The 17,417-nt window shown below is 61.7% G+C and carries 20 protein-coding genes; 15 read left to right on the forward strand and 5 right to left on the reverse strand.

Annotation, left to right across the window (positions count from 1 at the left end):
• Window positions 1–27: 27 nt before the first annotated feature.
• Genes ACGYK2_RS05975 through nthA form a run of 3 tightly spaced genes read right to left on the reverse strand, consistent with a single transcriptional unit; the run spans window position 28 to window position 1,639 of the window.
• The gene (locus ACGYK2_RS05975; RefSeq protein WP_271687861.1) at window positions 28–354 is read right to left on the reverse strand and encodes a nitrile hydratase accessory protein; all 327 of its coding nucleotides are present in this window, start codon (window positions 352–354) and stop codon (window positions 28–30) included.
• A complete protein-coding gene (gene nthB, locus ACGYK2_RS05980) occupies window positions 351–1,025 on the reverse strand; it encodes a nitrile hydratase subunit beta (protein WP_271687862.1) in 675 nt (224 codons plus the stop codon). Before nthB ends, ACGYK2_RS05975 begins: the two co-directional genes overlap by 4 nt.
• Window positions 1,022–1,639 carry a nitrile hydratase subunit alpha gene (nthA, locus tag ACGYK2_RS05985; protein ID WP_271687863.1) on the reverse strand — a complete coding sequence of 206 codons (618 nt, stop codon included), beginning with the start codon at window positions 1,637–1,639 and terminating at the stop codon, window positions 1,022–1,024. Before nthA ends, nthB begins: the two co-directional genes overlap by 4 nt.
• A gap of 341 nt (window positions 1,640–1,980) precedes the next feature.
• Between nthA and secG the strand changes: the two genes are divergently transcribed.
• The 15 genes from secG (at window position 1,981) to ACGYK2_RS06060 (ending at window position 16,188) form a co-directional block, all read left to right on the forward strand.
• Window positions 1,981–2,346, forward strand: coding sequence for a preprotein translocase subunit SecG (gene secG, locus ACGYK2_RS05990; protein ID WP_067262351.1), 366 nt, complete (start codon window positions 1,981–1,983; stop codon window positions 2,344–2,346).
• A gap of 179 nt (window positions 2,347–2,525) precedes the next feature.
• Window positions 2,526–4,169, forward strand: coding sequence for a CTP synthase (locus tag ACGYK2_RS05995; protein WP_067262354.1), 1,644 nt, complete (start codon window positions 2,526–2,528; stop codon window positions 4,167–4,169).
• 314 nt (window positions 4,170–4,483) lie between these two features.
• Window positions 4,484–5,275: a 23S rRNA (adenine(2030)-N(6))-methyltransferase RlmJ gene (locus ACGYK2_RS06000; protein WP_271687865.1), complete on the forward strand. Its 792-nt coding sequence runs from the start codon at window positions 4,484–4,486 to the stop codon at window positions 5,273–5,275.
• A gap of 3 nt (window positions 5,276–5,278) precedes the next feature.
• Entirely contained in the window at window positions 5,279–5,572 is a 294-nt protein-coding gene (locus tag ACGYK2_RS06005) for a DUF1330 domain-containing protein (protein ID WP_067261008.1), read from the forward strand.
• An 85-nt stretch (window positions 5,573–5,657) separates the two neighbouring features.
• Window positions 5,658–6,095, forward strand: a complete 438-nt coding sequence (locus tag ACGYK2_RS06010) for a TerB family tellurite resistance protein (RefSeq protein ID WP_271687867.1) — start codon at window positions 5,658–5,660, stop codon at window positions 6,093–6,095.
• Between the two features lie 36 nt (window positions 6,096–6,131).
• Entirely contained in the window at window positions 6,132–6,572 is a 441-nt protein-coding gene (locus ACGYK2_RS06015; protein ID WP_209219001.1) for a TerB family tellurite resistance protein, read from the forward strand.
• Window positions 6,573–6,683: 111 nt separating this feature from the next.
• Complete coding sequence (locus ACGYK2_RS06020; protein WP_209219002.1) at window positions 6,684–7,460, forward strand: ABC transporter ATP-binding protein; 777 nt, start codon at window positions 6,684–6,686, stop codon at window positions 7,458–7,460.
• A 24-nt stretch (window positions 7,461–7,484) separates the two neighbouring features.
• Entirely contained in the window at window positions 7,485–8,222 is a 738-nt protein-coding gene (locus ACGYK2_RS06025; protein WP_271687868.1) for a transporter substrate-binding domain-containing protein, read from the forward strand.
• Between the two features lie 80 nt (window positions 8,223–8,302).
• Window positions 8,303–9,187 carry an ABC transporter permease gene (locus tag ACGYK2_RS06030; RefSeq protein ID WP_271687870.1) on the forward strand — a complete coding sequence of 295 codons (885 nt, stop codon included), beginning with the start codon at window positions 8,303–8,305 and terminating at the stop codon, window positions 9,185–9,187.
• On the forward strand, window positions 9,184–9,990 hold the full coding sequence (locus tag ACGYK2_RS06035; protein ID WP_067260997.1) for an ABC transporter permease: 807 nt from the start codon (window positions 9,184–9,186) through the stop codon (window positions 9,988–9,990). Before ACGYK2_RS06030 ends, ACGYK2_RS06035 begins: the two co-directional genes overlap by 4 nt.
• Window positions 9,991–10,090: 100 nt before the next feature.
• The gene (locus ACGYK2_RS06040; RefSeq protein WP_209219006.1) at window positions 10,091–11,425 is read left to right on the forward strand and encodes a glutamine synthetase family protein; all 1,335 of its coding nucleotides are present in this window, start codon (window positions 10,091–10,093) and stop codon (window positions 11,423–11,425) included.
• Window positions 11,426–11,435: 10 nt separating this feature from the next.
• Window positions 11,436–12,125 carry a type 1 glutamine amidotransferase gene (locus ACGYK2_RS06045; RefSeq protein WP_271687872.1) on the forward strand — a complete coding sequence of 230 codons (690 nt, stop codon included), beginning with the start codon at window positions 11,436–11,438 and terminating at the stop codon, window positions 12,123–12,125.
• On the forward strand, window positions 12,125–13,486 hold the full coding sequence (locus tag ACGYK2_RS06050) for a glutamine synthetase family protein (protein WP_067260991.1): 1,362 nt from the start codon (window positions 12,125–12,127) through the stop codon (window positions 13,484–13,486). The genes ACGYK2_RS06045 and ACGYK2_RS06050 overlap by 1 nt, the downstream gene beginning before the upstream one ends.
• Before the next feature lie 14 nt (window positions 13,487–13,500).
• On the forward strand, window positions 13,501–14,805 hold the full coding sequence (locus ACGYK2_RS06055) for an FAD-binding oxidoreductase (RefSeq protein WP_271687873.1): 1,305 nt from the start codon (window positions 13,501–13,503) through the stop codon (window positions 14,803–14,805).
• Window positions 14,806–15,009: 204 nt separating this feature from the next.
• The gene (locus ACGYK2_RS06060) at window positions 15,010–16,188 is read left to right on the forward strand and encodes a DegT/DnrJ/EryC1/StrS aminotransferase family protein (RefSeq protein WP_271687874.1); all 1,179 of its coding nucleotides are present in this window, start codon (window positions 15,010–15,012) and stop codon (window positions 16,186–16,188) included.
• Between the two features lie 31 nt (window positions 16,189–16,219).
• Here the strand turns inward: ACGYK2_RS06060 and phaR are convergent, their stop codons facing one another.
• Window positions 16,220–16,768, reverse strand: coding sequence for a polyhydroxyalkanoate synthesis repressor PhaR (gene phaR, locus ACGYK2_RS06065; protein WP_271687875.1), 549 nt, complete (start codon window positions 16,766–16,768; stop codon window positions 16,220–16,222).
• Window positions 16,769–16,911: 143 nt separating this feature from the next.
• A complete protein-coding gene (locus ACGYK2_RS06070) occupies window positions 16,912–17,355 on the reverse strand; it encodes a phasin family protein (RefSeq protein WP_067260985.1) in 444 nt (147 codons plus the stop codon).
• Window positions 17,356–17,417: the final 62 nt, after the last annotated feature.

Consider the following 17,417-nt stretch of genomic DNA (forward strand, 5'->3'; position numbering starts at 1 on the left):
GAAACTCGAAAAAACGCGGGAGCGGATTTAGACGCTTTGCCCCGCCTTCAGATGCACCGGCTCGCCATGCGGGGTGCTGAGATAGGCGGCCTCCCACCCGTCGCGCAGAGCGCGCAGATCACCCGGGCGGGCATGGCCCGCGTCGATCAACAGGGTTTCGAGGGTTTCGAGCCAAGCGTTGAAATAGTCCTCCCCGCCGTTCAACGCCCGCGTCAGTCCGTGGCGCGCCAAGGTTGCGCCAAAGCGGTCGGCCCAGAAGGGCCAGTCGAAAAGGCCGCTTTCGTTCAGATGCACCGTCAGCGCGAAAAGCTGCGCGTGCCATGGCGCCTCGAACACGGGTTCCGGGGCGCTCATGGGGCCTCCAGATAACTTTGCCAGAGATCAAGCACGACCTCATCGCGGGGATGTTCAGGGTGCGCCCAAAGTTCAGAGGCCGGGAAGGCCACCGCGTAAAGCGGCTCAGGCGCTTCGCCCAGATCATGGGCGTTGCTATCAGGCAGAACATGCGCGCCATGCAACCGCAGCACCCGCCCTGAAGCGCCCGCGGCATAGGCGGGCAGCCGGGTGTGCCCGCCCGGAACAATGGTGTTTTCCGGCTGCTTGCGGGTGACGACCCTGTCGCCCGGCGAAAAGAGCGGCGTGATGTCCGAAGGGCGGTCCGCCGGACCACCACGGGCCAGCACCCCGGCCACCTGCGGCGGTTTCAGCGCCTTTTCCGCTAGCGGGCTGGGCGTGGGCGCGGCTTCGCCCGAGAGTTCCTCACGGCTGACCACCCCGCGGGCGACCAGCATATCGGCCACCCCGGCAATCCATTTCTCGTAATAGCTGAACCGCATGTAATCGGTCGGGGCCAGACATTCGCGGGCATGGCGCGACACATCGATATTCCATTTGCCCAACGTCCCCGTGGCCAAGGTCAGCGCCAGCGCGCGGCGGTGCCAATCGGCGTGAAAGACCACATCTTCGCCCTCGGGCACTACCGCGCCATCGCCGAAACGTCCGCCCATGTCATGCACGCGGGTCATGGCGCTTTCGCCAATCCGGTGCCGATCATACTGTCGCGGGTGACAAGATCGGCCAGCGCGGCGACATCCATGCCGTCGCTCCCCGCCGGGCGTTGCGGGATCACCAGATAACGCACCTCAGCCGTCGAATCCCAAACGCGCACGGCGGTCTCTTCGGGCAGGTCGACGCCGAATTCAGCCAGCACTTTGCGCGGCTCGCGCACCACGCGGGCGCGGTAGGCATCGGATTTGTACCAGCCCGGCGGGATGCCCAAAAGCGGCCAAGGGTAGCAAGAGCACAAGGTACAGACGACAATATTATGCACCTCATCCGTATTTTCGACCGCGACCATATGTTCGCCCTGCCGCCCGAAAAACCCCATCTCGGCCACCACGGCGGTCGCGTCCTCAAGCAGCGCCGCGTGGAAATCAGGATCGCTCCAGGCGCGGGCGACGACCTCGGCCCCGTTGCGCGGGCCGATGCGGTTTTCATAGGTGTCGATGATCTCATCCAAGGCGGCGGGGTCGATAAGCCCCTTGGCCGTCAGCAGCGTCTCCAACGCTTTGACCCTGAGCGCAGGCTCGGGCGGCAGCAGGGCATGGGGGTGGTCGTGGTCCGAATGATCATGTGGCATGGCGGCAGACTGCCCCAGCGGCACTCGGCTGTCCATCGCCGATCACGGGCAATCCCTTCATTTCTCTGCAAAGAATATGGGCGAATTTGCCCGCATTTCATGCTATAGTGAATGTACGAAGCGAGTCTGCACCACCTTAATTCCAGGATAGCCCTCTTACATATTGTGGTTGAGTACTGCTTCAAAAGACCGTCGCCCCCATGCGGCGGTCTTTGCGCGTGCCTTTGATCCCTTAGGCCGCCCCCTCCTGATCCGATCGCCACCCGGCGGCAATCCACCCTTGCCCCCATGGGCAAAGACGAATAGATACCCGCCAACCAAAACCGAAAGCTGTCGTACCCATGGAAAATGTCGTTCTGATCATTCACCTGATTCTGGCTCTTGGCCTGATCGCCGTGGTACTTCTGCAACGGTCCGAGGGCGGCGGCCTTGGCATGGGCGGTGGTGGCGGCGGTGCCGTTTCGGGCCGCGCGGCGGCCACGGCATTGGGCAAGGTGACTTGGGCGCTAGCAGCCGGTTTCATCGCCACATCGATCACGCTGACCATCATCGCGGCGGAAAAATCCGCAGGCTCGTCGGTCATCGACCGGCTGAGCGCGACACCGCCCGCCCAGAGCCAAGATGGCAGCCCGGCCCTGCCCGCGGGCGACGATCTGCTGCCGCCTTCCGCGGATGGCAACACACCGCTGGTCCCTGCGGCCGATTAAGCTAACGAACACAAAACCTTGAGGCACGGCCAGGTTCCGCAACTGTATGTTGCGGCAGGCCTTGCCTCACACGCACGAATCCTGTAAGGCTTAAATCCCGTGGCGTTGCGGTTTTCCGCAGCGCGTTTGGCTGGTTTTTGCCTGCAACAAACTTTGAATTCACGGGAGTCTCCGATCACATGGCACGCTATATCTTCATCACAGGCGGTGTGGTCTCGTCGCTGGGCAAGGGTCTGGCCTCGGCGGCTTTGGGTGCCTTGCTTCAGGCACGCGGTTTTTCGGTACGTCTGCGCAAGCTGGACCCCTATCTGAACGTCGATCCCGGCACGATGTCGCCCTTCGAGCATGGCGAGGTCTTCGTCACAGATGACGGCGCAGAGACCGACCTCGACCTTGGGCATTACGAACGTTTCACCGGTGTTGCTGCGCGCAAGACCGACAGCATCAGCTCGGGCCGGGTTTACTCCACCGTGCTAGAGAAAGAGCGCCGCGGCGATTATCTGGGCAAGACCATTCAGGTGATCCCCCACGTTACCAATGAAATCAAAGACTTCATCGACATTGGCGATGATGAGGTCGACTTCATGCTTTGCGAAATTGGCGGCACCGTGGGCGATATCGAGGGGCTTCCCTTCTTCGAGGCGATCCGCCAGTTCAGCCAAGACAAGCCGCGCGGCCAGTGTATCTTCATGCACCTCACGCTGCTCCCCTACGTCAAGGCCAGCGGCGAATTGAAGACCAAGCCGACGCAGCACTCGGTCAAAGAACTCCGCTCTATCGGCATCGCGCCCGACATTCTGGTTTGCCGCTCCGAAGGGCCGATCCCCGCCAAAGAGCGTGAGAAGCTGGCGCTCTTCTGCAACGTGCGCCCGGACTCGGTGATCGCCGCGCAGGATTTGAAATCGATCTACGAAGCCCCGCTCGCCTATCACCGCGAGGGGCTGGATCAGGCGGTTCTGGATGCCTTCCAGATCACCCCCGCGCCCAAGCCGAACCTGTCGCGTTGGGAAGATGTGGCCGACCGCATTTACAACCCCGAGGGCGAAGTCAAAGTCGCCATCGTCGGCAAATACACTCAGCTTGAAGACGCCTATAAATCCATCGCCGAGGCACTGACCCATGGCGGCATGGCGAACCGGGTGAAGGTCAAAGTCGAATGGGTCGATGCCGAGATTTTCGACAGCGAAGACCCCGGCCCGCATCTCGAAGGGTTCCACGCGATCCTCGTCCCCGGCGGCTTTGGTGAGCGCGGGACCGAGGGCAAGATCAAGGCCGCGCAATATGCCCGCGAGCATAAGGTGCCCTATCTGGGCATCTGCCTTGGCATGCAGATGGCCGTGATCGAAGCGGCGCGCAACGTGGCGGGTCTGAAAACGGCAGGGTCGGAGGAATTCGACCATGAAGCCGGGAAAAAGCGTTTTGAGCCGGTGGTTTATCACCTCAAGGAATGGGTTCAGGGCAACCACAAGGTGGCGCGCAAAGTCGATGACGACAAGGGCGGCACCATGCGTTTGGGCGCCTATGACGCGACGCTGGTCGAAGGGTCGCGCGTGGCCGAAGCCTATGGCACCACCACCATCGACGAGCGCCACCGCCACCGCTACGAGGTCGACATCGCCTATAAGGACCAGCTTGAGAAGGCCGGGCTGAAGTTCTCGGGCATGTCGCCCGACGGCAAGCTGCCTGAGATTGTCGAATGGTCGGATCACCCGTGGTTCATCGGCGTTCAGTTCCACCCTGAGCTGAAGTCCAAGCCCTTCGACCCGCACCCCCTGTTCAAGGATTTCGTGCGCGCCGCCAAGGATGTGTCGCGGTTGGTATAAGCTCTTGAGGCCCGTGCGTTTTGCGCCGGGCCTTTTTTCTGCCGGGCAACCACTAAAAGGCCCGGAATCAAGCCGCAGGCGCCGGGCCATCGCCTGCCCGCCCGCCACGCCGTAGGCGTGCCATCATTCATTCGGCGCACCTGCGGTGCGTCGGGTAGGCGATTTCGCGACGGGCGCGTACTTCTGCGAGAACACATCACGGTAGCACCATAAAGTGGCATGGATCGCGGTTTGGTTCGCCCACCCGCGGACAGGCGCTGGCCCTCCCCCCTCTTTCACGTTGCACCCGCCAACCACTCCGCTACAGCTAGGCCATGCTGAGCTATCAACACATTTACCACGCCGGAAACCTTGCAGACGTGCAGAAACACGCGCTTTTGGCGTGGATGCTGTCCTATCTTACCCGCAAGGACAAACCGCTCACCTATCTGGAAACCCATGCAGGCCGGGCGCTCTATGACCTGTCGGATGCGGCGGCGGAAAAGACCGGCGAGGCGCGGCAGGGCATCGACAAGGTGCGCGATTGGTTCGCCCCAGATCACCCTTACAGGCAGGTTCTGGAAGCGCTGCGCGAGGCCCACGGCCCGCGCGCCTACCCCGGCTCTCCCCTGCTGGCCGCGAAACTGCTGCGCCCCGATGACCGCATCCATCTGGCCGAGTTGCACCCGCAAGAACACAGCGCCCTTGATCTAGCGATGTCGCCCTACCCCGCGAAATGCCACCTCAGCGACGGGTTCGAGATGGCCTTTGCCCTCACCCCGCCAACACCGCGCCGGGGGATGCTGCTGATCGACCCCTCTTACGAGATCAAAACCGATTACGAGACCATTCCGCGCCAGATCGCCAAACTCAACCGCGCTTGGAACGTGGGCATCATCGCGCTGTGGTATCCGATCCTGACCAATCGCGCGCATGAGCCGATGCTCGACAAGCTCACCGCCAACCACCCCGATGCGCTGCGCCACGAAGTGCGCTTTCCCCCCGCGCGGCCCGGGCATGGTATGGTCGGCTCGGGCATGTTCGTGATCAATCCCCCCTACGGGCTCGACAATGAGGCAAAGAACCTCACCGCCCGTTTCGCCACCTTGACCCAACAGGAGAGATAACAGATGCCAAAGGGCTATTGGATCGCCACCATGGATATCCACGACACTGCGATTTACGACAAATACCGTGCTGCCAATGCCAAACCCTTTGCGGATTACGGCGCACGCTTCCTTGTTCGCGGCGGCACCCAGCAGATCCGCGAAGGGCAGATGCGCGCCCGCACCGTTGTTTTGGAATTCGACAGCTACGCCGATGCGGTCGCTTGTTACGAAAGCCCCGGCTACCAGCGGGCGAAAGACATTCGCCTGAACGTGGCGGACGGGTCTTTGGTGATCGTCGAAGGCTATGACGGCTAAGCCGATGCGGCCCCCTGCAGGAACCCGCGCCCCCGGTGCGCAGTTTCCTCTATGGCGACCCTGTTTCCTGCGATAAGTGAGCCCCATGCTGAACCGACTTTTCCCCCGCCGCAAGGCACAGCCGAAACCTTTGCCGCAGCCCAATGCCCAACTGGCACTGGGCGCGCTTTTGGTGCGTGTGGCCTTTGCCGATCGCAACTATCGCGCCTCTGAGATTGGCCAGATCGACCTCATTCTGGCGCAGACCTTTGGCCTCAAACCCATCGAGGCGGCGAAACTGCGTGCCACTTGCGAAGCGCTTGAGCGCGACGCCCCCGGCACGCCGGAGTTCACCCGCATCCTGCGCGAAGAGGTCGACTATGCCGACCGCAAGGCATTGGGCGAAGCGATGTGGCAGGTGGCCCTTTCGGACGGGGCGCGCAATGATGACGAGGAGATCCAGCTTGTCGCCATCGAAACCGCGCTTGGCCTGTCGGATGAGGATATGGCCGCGGCCCGCGCCAACGCTTTGAACGAGCTATGACATTCCCTTTTCCCGCAGCAGGATGATGACGCATATATGTTTGGTGACTTTCTCAAACGGCTTACCCAGCCCGAACCCGATCCATTGGCCGATAATGACGCCCGCCTCGCGCTGACCGCGCTTTTGGTGCGCATCGCCCGGTCTGACAATGACTACGCGATGAGCGAACGGCGTCTGATCGACCGGATCGCCGCCGAGCGCTACGGCCTGAACGAGGCCGACGCCACCGCCCTGCGTAAAGAGGCCGAGGCGCTGGAGGCCCAAGCCCCCGACACCGTGCGCTTTACCCGCGCGATCAAGGATGCGGTGCCCTATGAGCACCGGCTGGAGGTCATCGAGGCGCTTTGGCAGGTGGTTCTGGCCGACGGCAGCCGTTCCGACGAAGAAGACGCGTTGCTGCGGCTGGTGTCGAACCTCCTGGGCGTCACAGATACCGACAGCGCCATGGCCCGCCAGCGTGTTGCCAAAGAAAACTGACCTAGCGTCAGCACCGGGACTGTGATGCAACCCGGGGCAAACTCTGCGTTGCAATTTCCGTCGATTCGTCGCTTTATAGCGCACTGAAATGACAGATTGGCGACAGTTTCCGTGACCACAGACACCCCGGTTATCCAGATCAAGAACCTCCACAAGGCCTATGGCGCGCTGGAGGTTCTCAAAGGGGTCGATCTGACCGCCCCGCGTGGCCATGTGATCTCGCTCATCGGGTCCTCCGGCTCGGGCAAATCGACCCTGCTGCGCTGCTGCAACTTGTTGGAAGACAGCCAACAGGGCGAGGTGATCTTTAAGGGCGAACCGGTGCGGTGGAAGGGCGACGGCCACCAGCGCTGCCCGGCGGACGCCAAACAGGTGCTGCGCATCCGCACCAACCTGTCGATGGTGTTCCAGCAGTTCAATCTCTGGGCGCATATGTCGATCCTGCAAAACGTGATGGAAGCGCCGCTGACCGTACTGGGCCGCGACCGGGCCGAGGTGGAACGCGCCGCGCGCGGCTATCTGGAAAAGGTCGGGATCGGCGACAAATGCGATGTCTACCCGGCGCAGCTTTCCGGTGGCCAGCAACAGCGTGCCGCGATTGCCCGTGCACTGTGCATGGAGCCCGAGGCGCTGCTGTTCGATGAGCCGACCAGCGCGCTCGACCCCGAGTTGGAACAGGAAGTCGTCAAGGTTATCAAGGATCTGGCCGCAGAGGGGCGCACGATGGTGATCGTGACCCATGACATGAAGCTGGCCGCCGATGTCAGCGATCATGTCGTCTTTTTGCACCAAGGTCTGATCGAAGAACAAGGGACGCCCGAAGAAGTCTTCGGCGCGCCCAAATCGGAACGTCTGCGTGGGTTCCTTTCGGCAACCCAGCCTGCGTAAACAAGAACCAAAGGGAGTTACCAAATGAAAAAGATCCTACTGGCAAGCGTCGCGCTCAGCATGACCGCTGGCTTCGCGATGGCCGAAGCCCATGGCAAAACCATCCGCATGGGCACCGAGGGCGCCTACCCCCCCTACAACTTCATCAACGACGCCGGCGAAGTCGACGGGTTCGAGCGTGAGCTGGGCGACGAGCTGTGCGAGCGCGCTGAGCTGACCTGCGAATGGGTCAAGAACGACTGGGACAGCATCATCCCCAACCTCGTGTCGGGCAACTACGACACCATCATGGCGGGCATGAGCATCACCGACGAGCGTAAGGAAGTCATCGCCTTCACGCAGAACTACTATCCGCCCACCGCCTCGGCCTATGTGGCGGCATCTGAGGACGCGGATCTCGAAGGCGGCGTTGTCGCCGGTCAGACCGCGACCATCCAAGCGGGCTATGTCGCCGAAAGCGGCGCCACGCTGATCGAATTCGCGACCCCGGAAGAGACCGTCGCCGCCGTGCGCAACGGTGAGGCCGACGCGGTCTTCGCCGACAAAGATTACCTCGTGCCGATCGTCGAGGAATCCGGCGGTGAGCTGATGTTCGTGGGCGACGATGTGCCGCTCGGCGGTGGCATCGGCATGGGCCTGCGCCAGTCCGACACCGAACTGCGCGACACCTTCGACGCCGTCATCACCGAGATGAAGGAAGACGGTACCCTCAACGAGATGCTCAAGAAGTGGTTCGGCGAAGACACCACCACCTACGAGTGATTCCATCTCAGGCGCGCCCGTCGCGGCGCGCCTGACCACGCCTGCGCGGGCCCCGCGCGCAGATCAGCCCACGGGGGCCCATGTTCTCTTTCTGCACCGATCCGTCGACCCTGAATGACTGGCTCTGGACCGCCTGTTACCTGACCACCGGCGTCCATATGTCCTTCTACCTGTCCTTCCTGAAGGTCCTGCTGCTTTTGGCGGTTACCGCCCCCGTGGCACTGGCCTTCGGCTTTGGCGGGGCCATGATGGCACGCGCGCGTTTCGCGCCGCTCAGCTGGGTCGGCAAGGGCTATATCGCGCTGGTGCGCGGTGTGCCGGATATCGCCTTTTTCCTGTTTTTCGTGATCGCGCTCGATCAGGGCATCGAGTATCTGCGCCACAAGGTGCTTTGCCCCGATTGGGATATGCCGATCCGCCAAGGCAGCGACTTCGTCGTCTGCCAAGAAGCCAAGATGCCCTTGGGCAATGCCGCCCAATGGGTGCATGAGACCTATGGCTTCGGCCTCGCCGTCTTTACCTTTGCCATCGTTTTCGGCGCCTTTGCGGCCAATGTGCTGTTCGGTGCGATGCGCGCCGTGCCACAGGCGCAGCTTGAAACAGCCGAGGCTTACGGCATGAACCATCGCCAGACCTTCTGGCGGGTACTGGTGCCGCAGATGTGGGTCTATGCCCTGCCCGGCCTCAGCAACCTGTGGATGGTGTTGATCAAGGCCACGCCGCTGCTGTTCCTGCTGGGGGTCGAAGATATCGTCTATTGGGCGCGTGAACTGGGCGGCACCAAGACGCCGCGCTTTACCGATTACCCGCACCCTGACTGGCGCATGTGGTACTTCCTCGCGCTGCTGGTGTTCTACCTGCTCTTCACCCGCATTTCCGAGATCACGTTGGACCGTCTGATGAAACGACTGACACGCGGCCAAGCCACCACCGGCGGCGAAGCCCAGCGGAGGGCCGACGCATGAGCTGTCTGCAAACGATTCAGGACTACGGCCTGCGGTCCTTGGGCTATGGCGAGCGGCTGCTGCCGCGCGACGGTTTCACGCTTTGCGAGCAGTTCACGCTGATTGGCTCGGGCATGATCTGGAACGTATATTTTGGCGTCGTCGCTTTGCTGACCGGCTTTTTCTTTGCGACGGCGCTCGGCGTTGGCAAGGCCAGCGCGAACCCGTGGTTCCGCAAACCGGCGGAGTGGTTCATCTTCATCTTCCGCGGCTCGCCGCTCTTCATCCAGTTCTTCTTTGGCTACTTCCTGTTTCTGTCGCTGAAATCGGAATACGCCTTCTTCGCCCCCTTCACGGCGGCATGGCTGGGCGCGTTGATCGTGCTCTTTCTCAACACTGCCGCATATTCGGGCGAAATTTTTTACGGCGCGCTGCAATCCATCCCCAAGGGCGATGTGGAGGCCGCGGATGCCTATGGTCTGTCGGGCTGGTCGCGCTTTCGCCGGGTGATCTGGCCCACCTCGCTGCGGCTCGCTTGGCCCGCCTATACGAATGAGGCGATTTTCCTGTTTCACGCCACGACACTGGTGTTTTTCAGCGGTTTCCCGGCATGGCAACAGCGCGGTGACGCGCTTTATTACGCCAGCTATTTCGCGGATAAGACCTTCAACCCCTTCGTCCCCTATCCCATTCTTGCCGGTTATTTCATCCTTCTGACGCTCTGCATCATCGGCGTCTTCGGTTTGATCAATTCCCGCCTCAACCGCCACCTGCCCCAGGCGCAACGCCGTAAAATTCGCTTGCGTCCTAATTTGATCCGGTAGTATCCATTATTTGATCAAATTACGCGGCGCGTGGGCGCCAACCGCTTTTGCCCCCGGGCGAACCGCTTTGTGACATGCCCACCGCCCTTTCAGGTGATGTATGAACAACTGGCTTCGCAAAAATCCTCAGGTCCGCACCATTCGTGTGGCCGCCGCAGACCTCAATGGCCAAGCCCGGGGCAAGCGCATCCCCTCGCGTTTTGCCGATAAGGTCACGACCGAAGGCACCCGCTTTCCCGTCTCAGTGTTGAACCTCGACATCTGGGGCGAGGATATCGACGACAGTCCGCTGGTGTTCGAAACGGGCGATGCGGATGGCGTGCTGAAACCGACCGAGCGGGGCTTCATGCCGATGCCATGGCTCGACGCGCCCTCGGCCCTGCTGCCCATCTGGATGTTCCGCGAAGATGGCCGCCCCTATCCCGGCGATCCGCGCCATGCGCTGCGCGCGGTGCTGGATCGCTACAAGGCGCGCGGGCTGACGCCGGTCTGCGCCGTTGAGCTGGAATTCTTCCTGATCGACGATTCGGGCCGCAACCTTCAGGTGCCCGTCTCCCCCCGGTCGGGCAAGCGGCGCAAAGCGGCCGAGACGATGTCGATCCGCGCGCTCGACCAGTTCGATCTGTTCTTCACCGATCTTTATGACGCCTGCGAAGAGATGGACATCCCCGCCGACACCGCCATTTCCGAGGCGGGTCTGGGTCAGTTCGAGATCAACCTCATGCATTGCGATGACGCCCTGCGCGCCGCCGATGACGCATGGCTGTTCAAGATGCTGGTCAAGGGTCTGGCACGGCGGCACGGCTTTGCCGCAAGCTTTATGGCGAAACCTTACGAGGATTACTCCGGCTCCGGCCTGCACACCCATTTCTCGGTGCTGGATGAAAATGGCGACAACATCTTCGACGATGGCGGACCGAAGGGGACCGACACCTTGCGCCATGCTGTGGCGGGCTGCATGAACGCGATGCAGGGCTCGGCGCTGGTCTTTTGCCCGCATGCCAATAGCTTTGACCGGATGGTGCCGGAATCCCATGCGCCCACCGGGGTTTGCTGGGCCTATGAGAACCGCACCGCCGCGATCCGCATCCCCTCGGGCAGCCACAAGGCGCGGCGCATCGAACACCGCGTCTCGGGCGGGGATGTGAACCCCTATCTGATGCTCGCCGCCGTGCTGGGTGCAGCGCTCAACGGGATCGAAGATGCGCTTGAGCCGCCCGCCCCGATCACCGGCAACGCCTATGCCGCCGAATTGCCGCGCATGCCGAGCGATTGGAAAACCGCCATCGACCTGTTTGAAAGTTGCCCCCATGTGGCGCGCATCTTCGCGCCCGAGATGATCCGCAACTTCGTGCTGACCAAACGCCAAGAATTGCATTACATGCAGGAATTGACCCCAGAGGAACAGGTCGAGATCTACCTCGACACTGTGTAACAGGTGACACATGAAAATCGGCATTCTGCAAACCGGCCACTCCCCCGATGACTTTCGCGAACAGCTCGGCGACTATGGGGAGATGTTCACCAAACTGCTGGATGGCCAAGGGTTTGACTTTCAAATCTGGTCGGTCGTCGATGGCATCCTGCCCGACAGCGTGACGCAGGCCGACGGCTGGCTGATCACCGGATCGAAACACGGCGCCTATGAGGATCACGATTGGATCCCGCCGCTGGAGGAGTTCATCCGCCAGACCTATGCCGATGGCCGCCCCCTGATCGGCGTCTGCTTTGGGCATCAGATCATCGCCCAAGCGCTTGGCGGCAAGGTCGAGAAGTTTACCAACGGCTGGTCCATTGGCCGCACCGAATACGATATGGACGGTGACAAACTAGCGCTGAACGCATGGCATCAGGATCAGATCGTGGAACTGCCCGAAGGCGCGCGTGTCGTCGCCTCATCTGACTTTTGCGCCTATGCAGCGCTGGCCTATGACGACCGCATCTGGACGGTGCAGCCGCATCCCGAATTCGGCCATGACTTCATCGACGGCTTGATCAAAACCCGTGGCAAGGGCGTGGTGCCCGAGCATCTGCTGGAGCAGGCGACAGCCGCCTTGGGCGGCCCCATCGACAACCAAAAAATCGCGGACCAAATGGCCGCATTCTTTAAAGACAACAGGAAAGAGAGGGCCTGATGGCCGAGGATTGGACAGAAGCACTACCCGAAGCGGCGCGCGCCTATCTTGAGGGCCGGCGTCTGGACGAAGTGGAATGTATCATCCCCGACCTGCCCGGCATCGCCCGGGGCAAAGCCGTCCCGGCGTCGAAATTCGCGCGGCAAGAATATTTCCACCTGCCCGACAGCATCTTCTACCAGACCATCACCGGCGAATGGGGCGAAGCGGCGGGCGATGACGGTTTCATCGAAAAAGACATGATCCTGCGCCCGGATATGGACACGGCCACCGCCGCACCTTGGACCGGCGATTGGACGCTTCAGGTCATCCACGACGCCTATGACCGCAACGACAAGCCGGTGGCCTATTCGCCGCGCAATGTGCTCAAACGCGTGGTGCAGCTTTACCGCGACAAGGGGTGGGAGCCGGTCGTGGCCCCCGAGATGGAATTTTTTCTTGTGGCCCGCAACATCGACCCGGCCAAGGAAATCCTGCCGATGATGGGCCGCTCGGGCCGTCCGGCAGCGGCGCGTCAGGCCTATTCGATGACCGCGGTGGATGAATTCGGCCCCGTGATCGACGACATCTACGACTTTGCCGAGGCGCAGGGTTTCGAGATCGACGGCATCACCCAAGAGGGCGGCGCAGGCCAGCTTGAGATCAACCTGCAACATGGTGATCCGGTGCGGCTGGCCGATGAGGTGTTCTATTTCAAACGGCTGATCCGCGAAGCGGCGATGCGGCATGAATGCTACGCCACCTTCATGGCCAAACCCATCGCCGATGAGCCGGGCAGCGCCATGCATATCCACCATTCGGTGCTGGATGTGAAAACCGGCGAAAACATCTTTGTCGATGCCGAAGGCGAAGAGACCGCCCCCTTCCGCCATTTCATCGCCGGTTTGCAAAACCACATGCCGAGCGCGCTCGCCGTGATCGCGCCCTATGTCAATTCCTACCGTCGCTACGTCAAGGATCACGCCGCGCCGATCAACCTTGAATGGGGCCGCGACAACCGTACCACGGGCATTCGCGTGCCGCTCTCGGGGCCAAAGTCGCGCCGGGTGGAAAACCGTCTCGCCGGGATGGACTGCAACCCCTACCTCGGCATCGCCGCCAGCCTTGCCTGCGGCTATCTGGGGCTGATCCAGCAGAAAGACCCGCTGCCCGAATTCAAGGGCGATGCCTATGTCGGCGAAGGGGATATTCCGCAAGTTCTGGGCCAAGCGCTCGACCTTTTCGAGGAGGCGACAGAGCTGCACGAGGCTTTGGGCCCGGATTTCGCCCGCGTCTATTCCATTGTGAAGCGAGCGGAATATGAGGAGTTCCTACAGGTCATCTCGCCTTGGGAACGTGAACATCTGCTGATGAACGTCTAACGCCCGGAGGCCCGATGAACCTGCTCTACGCCAATGACACGCCCGGCCAGTACCCTACCAGCTGGTACGCCGCCACCGCCACGAAACATGCGGCCTACCCGCCGCTTCAGGGCGATACCAAGGCCGATGTCTGTGTTGTTGGCGGCGGCTACACCGGGCTTTCCTCCGCACTGCATCTGGCCGAGGCAGGTTACGACGTGGTGCTTTTGGACGCGCAGCGCGTGGGTTTCGGCGCTTCGGGGCGCAATGGCGGACAGTTAGGCTCGGGCCAACGGGTCGAGCAAGATGGGCTCGAAAAGATGCTGGGCGAAGACCATGCCGCCAAGCTGTGGCAGATGGGCGAAGAGGCGAAGGAACTGGTCAAATCCCTCATCGCGAAACATGAGATCGACTGTCACCTGAAGCCCGGCGTGGCCTGGACCGGCTCCACCACATCTGACGTGCGGCATCTGCACGATTATGCAGAGCATCTGCAAAAGCGCTATGGCTATGATGAGATCGAAGTGTTGGATCACGCCGCGCTGCAATCGGTCTGCCCCTCGCCCGACTACAAGGGCGGCGTGCTCGACATGGGGGCCGCGCATTTGCACCCATTGAACTACGCCCTCGGCCTTGCCCGCGCCGCTGCCGCCGCAGGCGTGCGCATTCATGAGACAAGCCCCGCCGAGAACATCGTCGAAGGCAGCAAGGCGCTGGTGCAAACCGCCACCGGCAGCGTCAGCGCCGATCATGTGGTGCTGGCCTGCAACGGCTATCTGGGCAAGCTCAACGGCGACGTGGCCGCCAAGGTCATGCCGATCAACAATTTCATCGCCGCGACCGAACCCTTGGGCGCGCGCGTGAAAGACGTGCTGCCCCGCGACGTGGCCGTGGCCGACAGCCGCTTTGTGGTAAACTATTTCCGACTGTCGCACGACGGACGGCTGCTGTTTGGCGGCGGCGAGAGCTATGGCTATCGCTTCCCGCAGGACATCGCCGCCAAGGTGCGCAAACCGATGTCGCAGGTCTTTCCGCATTTGAAGGACGTTAAGATCGACTACGCTTGGGGCGGCACTCTTGGCATCACGATGAAGCGCCTGCCCTATGTGGCCCGGCTCGCGCCGAACATCCTCTCGGCCTCGGGCTATTCCGGTCACGGGGTTGGGACCGCGACCCATGCGGGCTATCTGATGGCCAAGGCGATCGAAGGCGATGCCGCGGGTTTCGACACGATGGCCGCGATCCCGACGCAGGCTTTCCCCGGCGGGGCCTCTCTGCGGAGCCCGCTTTTGGTGCTTGCGATGCTTTGGTATGCGACGCGGGATCGGTTGGGGCTTTGACTTCGCTCTGAGCGGTCGCGCGGGTTTGGCTGGTGGTGGAGTGCGGGGGCTCTGCCCCCATCGCGCCTTTGGCGCGATTCCCCCGAGGGTATTTGAGAAAGGATGGAGGGGAAGAGGGGGTGGCCTGTTGTGGGGGCATCCCCCCTTGGTTTGCGCGGGCGTTTGTTTTACTATTCTGGAAATCATTATTCAGGATTTTGAAATATGGCTTTGCCCGACATGCACCGTGCCGAACCGATCCCTGCCGAAGCGGAGGCCGCCATTGCGGAGCTTTTGCAAAGTGGCGATCTTTTTCGCTATACTGCGGCCAAGGACGCGCCTGTTTCCCTGTTGGAGGTCGAATTTGCGCAGATGATGGGCAGTGAATATGCGCTGGCCGTGTCCTCCTGCTCGGCCGCGCTGTTTCTGTCCTTGCTTGCTTTGGACTTGCCGGTTGGGGCGCCGGTGTTGATCCCGGGTTTCACCTTTGCTGCCGTGCCTTCTGCAGTGATCCACGCAGGCTGCAAGCCGGTGCTTTGTGAGGTGGGCGAGAATTACCGTGTGGATTTGGAGGATTTCGCCGCCAAACTGCCGGGCGTTCGGGCGGTGATCATCAGCCATATGCGGGGGCATACTTCGGATATGGATGCGATCATGGGGCTTTGCGAGGCCGCTGGCGTGCCGGTGATCGAAGACGCGGCCCATTCGCTGGGCACGCTTTGGCGGGGGCGGAAAATCGGGACGATTGGCAAGATCGGCTGTTTTTCCTTCCAGTCCTACAAGATGATTAACGCGGGCGAAGGCGGTATCCTGATCACCGATGACGCCGATCTGGTGGCGCGGGCGATCATCATGTCGGGCGCTTATGAGCATAATTGGAAGAAACACGCGGCCCTGCAAGACAGTTTTGCCAAATGGCAGAACCGGCTGCCGCTGTACAATCTGCGCATGTCCAACCTTTCGGCTGCGATCATCCGGCCGCAATTGCCGCATTTGCCGCGCCGGGTGGCCGATGGGCTGCGCAATCACGATCACATGGCGGCGCGGCTGGCGGCCTCCCCCTTGATCGAGGTGCCGAGCCCCCTGCCCGGTGAGACCCGGGCGCCGGATTCGATCCAGTTCAATCTGGTGGGCCTCTCTGATGCCAGCATCTGCGCTTTCGCGGCAGCGGCGGAGGCGGTGGGGGTGAAGGTGCAGGTCTTTGGCCAAAGCACCGACAACGCCCGCGCTTTTTGGAACTGGCAATTCATCGAAGACCTGCCCGAGCTGCCGCGCACCCGCGCCATGCTGATGCGGGCCTGCGACGTGCGGCTGCCGGTGCAGTTGACACTGGAGGAGATCGACGCCGTGGCGGATGTGATTTTGGGCGCGCTGAGGGATGTGGCCGAGGCGCAGGCGGCCTGAGGCGGGCGCGCGACGCCCGCGTCTTCTGGGGTTAGTTCAGCTTTGACAGTTTATCCTGCAACTCTGCCAACTGCTTTTTGATCGCGTCCAGATCGTCGCCCTGTTCGGCCTGCTGTTTGGGCGGCTCTGGCGTGGTGGATTTGGCCCAGCCGCCGGTCATCGCCTTCATGAAGGCTTCTTGCTGCGCCTGCATCGCTTCCATGCCGGGCATCTTGGCCATCGGGTTCATCGCGCTCATGTTTTCGATCGCCTTGGATTGGCCATCGCGCAGCATGTCGAAGGAGGCCTGCAGAAACTGCGGCACCACCGAGACATTGCCTGACATATAGCTGCGCACCAGATCGGTCAGCACATCGACCGGCAAAACGGCTTCGCCCCGGCTTTCGTGTTCGGCGATGATTTGCAACAGATACTGCCGTGTCAGGTCATCGCCGGATTTCAGATCGACGATCTGAACCTCGCGGCCATCGCGGATGAAACCGGCGATATCCTCCAGCGTGACGTAATCGCTTGTTTCGGTGTTGTAGAGCCTGCGGCTGGCGTAGCGTTTTATCAGCAAGGGCTTCGGTTTGTCCGCCATGATGTTACTCCCGACCAATGGTGCTGCATCGCAGCTTAGGACAGCGATCGGCAAATAGAAAGAGCGCATGACAAAAGGGCAGGCCCGTCTGGACCTGCCCTTTCTTTAAGCATTCCCTGGCGCTGGAAAGCCCAGCGTCAGATTTACTTCACTGTCGCTTTTTTAGCGGCAGCCTGTGCGGTGGCCACGCCTTCGGTGGTCGCGGCTTTGGCGTCGCTTTGCAGGTCTTTGCCAGCCGACATCATCAGCTCGACGGTGTCCATCTGAACCTTTTTCGCGATCTCGGCGAAGGCGGCCATATGCTCGGCAGCGGATTCGGCGGAGGCGGAGGCGAAATCGGTCATCGCTTTGGCATAGTCCGTGGGCTCGGCTTTGACCTTGGTCATCTCGGTCAGGCGGGCCAGCGTCTCTTTGGTCCAGGCTGTGGAGATGTCGGCGGATTTTTCAGCCGCGTCGAAGGCAACGCCGGAGAGTTTCTCGTTCAGGGTGGCGGTGTTTTTGAATGCGTCTTGCATGGCGGCGTTATCCACCGGGAAAGCGCCCAGAACGTCTTTGAACATCGCGGTCATGTCAGGTGTCTTGGTCATGTCTCAATCCTTTTAATGCTACTGTGGCAAGGGAGCGGGGAGACCCGTCCGTTTCGCGTCTG

The organism is Sulfitobacter sp. 1A10359, assembly GCF_043558145.1.
Classification (GTDB): Bacteria; Pseudomonadota; Alphaproteobacteria; order Rhodobacterales; family Rhodobacteraceae; genus Sulfitobacter; species Sulfitobacter faviae.

Excerpts from the sequence above, each read along its gene's own strand:
- ACGYK2_RS05975 (WP_271687861.1), bottom strand. The coding sequence starts at position 354 with ATGAGCGCCCCGGAACCCGTGTTCGAGGCGCCATGGCACGCGCAGCTT.
- nthB (WP_271687862.1), bottom strand. The coding sequence starts at position 1,025 with ATGACCCGCGTGCATGACATGGGCGGACGTTTCGGCGATGGCGCGGTA.
- nthA (WP_271687863.1), bottom strand. The coding sequence starts at position 1,639 with ATGCCACATGATCATTCGGACCACGACCACCCCCATGCCCTGCTGCCG.
- secG (WP_067262351.1), top strand. The coding sequence starts at position 1,981 with ATGGAAAATGTCGTTCTGATCATTCACCTGATTCTGGCTCTTGGCCTG.
- ACGYK2_RS05995 (WP_067262354.1), top strand. The coding sequence starts at position 2,526 with ATGGCACGCTATATCTTCATCACAGGCGGTGTGGTCTCGTCGCTGGGC.
- ACGYK2_RS06000 (WP_271687865.1), top strand. The coding sequence starts at position 4,484 with ATGCTGAGCTATCAACACATTTACCACGCCGGAAACCTTGCAGACGTG.
- ACGYK2_RS06005 (WP_067261008.1), top strand. The coding sequence starts at position 5,279 with ATGCCAAAGGGCTATTGGATCGCCACCATGGATATCCACGACACTGCG.
- ACGYK2_RS06010 (WP_271687867.1), top strand. The coding sequence starts at position 5,658 with ATGCTGAACCGACTTTTCCCCCGCCGCAAGGCACAGCCGAAACCTTTG.
- ACGYK2_RS06015 (WP_209219001.1), top strand. The coding sequence starts at position 6,132 with ATGTTTGGTGACTTTCTCAAACGGCTTACCCAGCCCGAACCCGATCCA.
- ACGYK2_RS06025 (WP_271687868.1), top strand. The coding sequence starts at position 7,485 with ATGAAAAAGATCCTACTGGCAAGCGTCGCGCTCAGCATGACCGCTGGC.
- ACGYK2_RS06030 (WP_271687870.1), top strand. The coding sequence starts at position 8,303 with ATGTTCTCTTTCTGCACCGATCCGTCGACCCTGAATGACTGGCTCTGG.
- ACGYK2_RS06035 (WP_067260997.1), top strand. The coding sequence starts at position 9,184 with ATGAGCTGTCTGCAAACGATTCAGGACTACGGCCTGCGGTCCTTGGGC.
- ACGYK2_RS06040 (WP_209219006.1), top strand. The coding sequence starts at position 10,091 with ATGAACAACTGGCTTCGCAAAAATCCTCAGGTCCGCACCATTCGTGTG.
- ACGYK2_RS06045 (WP_271687872.1), top strand. The coding sequence starts at position 11,436 with ATGAAAATCGGCATTCTGCAAACCGGCCACTCCCCCGATGACTTTCGC.
- ACGYK2_RS06050 (WP_067260991.1), top strand. The coding sequence starts at position 12,125 with ATGGCCGAGGATTGGACAGAAGCACTACCCGAAGCGGCGCGCGCCTAT.
- ACGYK2_RS06055 (WP_271687873.1), top strand. The coding sequence starts at position 13,501 with ATGAACCTGCTCTACGCCAATGACACGCCCGGCCAGTACCCTACCAGC.
- ACGYK2_RS06060 (WP_271687874.1), top strand. The coding sequence starts at position 15,010 with ATGGCTTTGCCCGACATGCACCGTGCCGAACCGATCCCTGCCGAAGCG.
- phaR (WP_271687875.1), bottom strand. The coding sequence starts at position 16,768 with ATGGCGGACAAACCGAAGCCCTTGCTGATAAAACGCTACGCCAGCCGC.
- ACGYK2_RS06070 (WP_067260985.1), bottom strand. The coding sequence starts at position 17,355 with ATGACCAAGACACCTGACATGACCGCGATGTTCAAAGACGTTCTGGGC.